The organism is Sphingomonas parapaucimobilis NBRC 15100 (genome assembly GCF_000787715.1).
Taxonomy (GTDB): domain Bacteria; phylum Pseudomonadota; class Alphaproteobacteria; order Sphingomonadales; family Sphingomonadaceae; genus Sphingomonas; species Sphingomonas parapaucimobilis.
This window is the reverse complement of sequence record NZ_BBPI01000112.1, coordinates 1-3,196: the sequence shown is the minus strand read 5'-3', so window position 1 is coordinate 3,196 and position 3,196 is coordinate 1. Positions and strand designations below refer to the sequence as shown.

At 61.0% G+C, this 3,196-nt stretch carries 4 protein-coding genes; 2 read left to right on the top strand and 2 right to left on the bottom strand.

Features of this window, described 5'->3' with window-relative positions:
* Nucleotides 1–544 (bottom strand): IS6 family transposase (locus SP5_RS18225; RefSeq protein WP_042491508.1); only part of this gene is annotated, 544 nt, incomplete at its 3' end.
* Between the two features lie 387 nt (nucleotides 545–931).
* Nucleotides 932–1,489: a helix-turn-helix domain-containing protein gene (locus tag SP5_RS19690; protein ID WP_042491507.1), complete on the bottom strand. Its 558-nt coding sequence runs from the start codon at nucleotides 1,487–1,489 to the stop codon at nucleotides 932–934.
* A gap of 91 nt (nucleotides 1,490–1,580) precedes the next feature.
* Here SP5_RS19690 and SP5_RS19610 point away from each other — a divergent pair, with 91 nt between their 5' ends.
* Nucleotides 1,581–1,733 carry a hypothetical protein gene (locus SP5_RS19610; RefSeq protein WP_156884259.1) on the top strand — a complete coding sequence of 51 codons (153 nt, stop codon included), beginning with the start codon at nucleotides 1,581–1,583 and terminating at the stop codon, nucleotides 1,731–1,733.
* Nucleotides 1,730–3,196 (top strand): recombinase family protein (locus tag SP5_RS18215; protein WP_157013807.1); only part of this gene is annotated, 1,467 nt, incomplete at its 3' end. The genes SP5_RS19610 and SP5_RS18215, both read left to right, overlap by 4 nt.

Here is a 3,196-nt window from a genome sequence, read left to right as displayed (position 1 = left end):
TTTCCTTCTTTCCCATTATGCCCGCCCACACACGAAATTCCTGACACTCCCTCGCCCAGCGATCGATCTCCTGACGGTCGCGACAGCCAAGTTCATCCATGGCCGCGCCGTAGCTGCGCAGGCCGTCGGTCGTGATGGTTTCGGGCGAACCGTGCCGCTTCAGTGCCTTCTTCATGAAGGCTAGCGCTGCCACCTTGTCGCGTGTTCTTGTGACGTAGCTCTCCAGCACCTCGCCTTCGTGATCGACCGCCCGCCGAAGGTAGACCATCTCGCCGTTCAGTTTCACGTACATCTCGTCCAAGTGCCATCGCCAGTGCCGAAAGCCCCGCATGCGGCTCACGCGTGCACGGCGGATGTCGCCGGCAAATAGCGGACCGAACCTGTTCCACCACAGCCGCACCGTCTCATGGCAAATGTCGATGCCACGCTCGAACAACAGGTCTTCCACATTCCGCAGCGACAGCGGGAAGCGCACGTACATCAGCACCACCAGCCGGATCACCTCCGGCGAGGAATTGAAACGGCGAAACGGGCTAGGCGGCAATGCCCTCGATTTCCGGCTTATCCGCCATCAATATCAGCCCCCTGCCCCGCCTGCCACGTTGGTTTGACGGAGCCCAAGCGCGCCATTGCCCCCTATATCGTCGGCTTCTACAACCCCGTCAGGCGGCACTTCGCGCTCGACTACACCCGCCCCGCGCAGTTCGAACGTATCGCGTCACGCCGACCAAATGCCCCTCCACTTAAATGAGGAAAGTCCACTTGACGTCTTGCTCTGGTCGACAGCGGACGTCGGCATTCGCCTGAACGAACGTCGGCTAACTATAGCTCGTCGCCCGAAAGCGGACAGGCCGCTTGCCACCAGTTTTTCAGCATTCCTACCGACATAATGAGGTCGGTGGTCAAACTGCCTCATAGGGCAAAGTGTCGTTCATTTCTGATGACTGGGATGGATAGGTCGAACCCCGCCCCCAGCGACATTTGCCAGGACGGGGTGAGTGAACACGATCAATCGGTCCTGCAGTTCTATCGCCAGGTAATCCGGGTGCCAGCCAAAGACCGCAGATTTACCTCCCTGCCCGCGTTCAATCCTCGATAACTGCGACGCGGATATGCCGCTGTAGCGTGCCAGGTCCGACAGGCTCCATCCCAATGCGATGCGCCCCGCCCTCAATGCTCGGCAGAGATAGTCGCGCTGCATATCCTGCTGCGTGTCAGGTATCCGCCGAGGTGGTGAGCGCGTCACACCGGGCTCGGCAACATCGGGCCAGTCGATCATGAAAATGTCCATGATCACCACCAGCGTCTCCGAGCGTGGCCAGACACGGTCATGCTCAATCCGCGACAACGTTACCCGGCTTATGCCCACGCGGTGTGCAAAGACCTTAGGCGGCAGGGGCGCATCGGTGCCGGTGCCGGCCAGCCGGTGCGCCCGGATGATCTGGCCGAGGTTGTCCTTGAGCCTGGCATAGCCAGGCGGGAGGCGCATCCGGGCAGGCTTTCGACGGGCCATCGAAATACGGTGTAACGATTGTGTATCGTTGATGCACGCCTGAATTTTGTCTTCCTATCACCGCCCCATGGCCATTGCGCGGATCTCGTGGGTAAAAAATGCAAAAAGCGAGAAGGCTTTGGCCGAACTCGTGCAGTTGCTCGCCCGGCAGCTGGCGGCGGAACACCGCCACACCACGTCCTCCGCACGGCCCCCAACAGAAAAGGCTTCATCCTCATGACCATTTCCGGCCAACGTCGCGTCGCATTGTACGGCAGACATTCGACCGCCCTGCAAACGGCCACGTCGTCCGACGATCAGGTTGCGGCGTGTGCGCCGCTCGTCAATCTCCTTGGTGGTAGGGTCGTAGCAACCTGGCTCGATCCAGAGATTTCAGGCTATCGGCGCGACCGCCCCGGACTGAGAGGGTTGCTTGCGGCCGTCGAGGCGGGCGAGGTCGATCTCATTGTATGCGAGTCACTGGACCGGCTGGCGCGTGACGCGGAAGACGTGGCCTGGCTAGGCAAGAAACTGCCCTATCACCGCGTCCAGCTGCATACGATCAGCGAAGGCCGGGTCGACGAAATCAAGTTTGCCGTTGCAGGTCTGATGGGCGCGATCTTCCTCAAACACCTTGTCGACAAAACTTTGCGCGGCATGGAGGCGGCGGTCCTGGCAGGGCGTTTCGCCGGGGGACGCGCTTATGGATACAAGCGCGTCATCCAGCTCGATGCGAAAGGCGAACTTGTCCGTGGGCTGCTCGCGATCGACGAGGCAAAGGCAGACATGGTTCGCCAAATTTATCGATGGTTCGCTGGCGGCCTGTCGTCCGTCGATATCGCCACCCTCCTGAATGCTGAGGGTATTCCAGCACCTCGTGGCGGGGAGTGGAATGCCTCGACCATCCGGGGCGACCCCAAAAAGCTGGTCGGCATCCTCAACAACCCCCTCTACACAGGACGGCTTGTCTGGAAACGTCGACACTGGCGCCGCGATCCGGACTCGGAAAAGCGCGAACGGCGCTATCAGCTTCGAGACCCCAGCGAGTGGATCGAGGTGGCAGTCCCGGACCTCCGCATCGTCGATGACAGTGACTTCGAGGCGGTGCAGGCGGAAATGAACGCCCGCAAGCGCACCACCACGTCGCTGCCGCTGGCCCAGGGTAATCGCAAGAAGCATCTGCTATCTGGCCTGATCCGGTGCAGCTGCTGCGGCTCCAACTACACGATCAGCGGCAAGGACTATTATCGCTGCGCCGGTCAGAAGAAGCGTGGCACCTGTGACAACAGGCTATCGGTTCGCAAGGGCCCCCTGGAAGAGGCAAGCCTGACGGCTATCCAGCACGACCTGCTCACCGAAAAGCATGTGCGCCTGTTCATTGCGGAGTATGAGCGCGAAGCCACGCGACTTGCGCGGATCGACAGCCATGAGGCTGACACGGCCAGGATCCGACTGCAGCAACTCGAGCGCGAACTCGGCAATCTGTACGAAAATCTGTTGGCGGGTATCGCAACCCCTGCCCTGCGGCAAATGATCGATGAGCGGGAGAAGGAAAAGGCCCGCCTGATCTCGCGAGCCGCTACCGTCGACCGAGGTGTGGTCTCGCCTCCCTCGCTTTCAACGCCATCCGTTCTGCAGGCCCAGTTTCGGGCGCGGATCGCTGACCTGCGTAGCACGCTGCAAGATCCTGCAGTACGCGGGCAT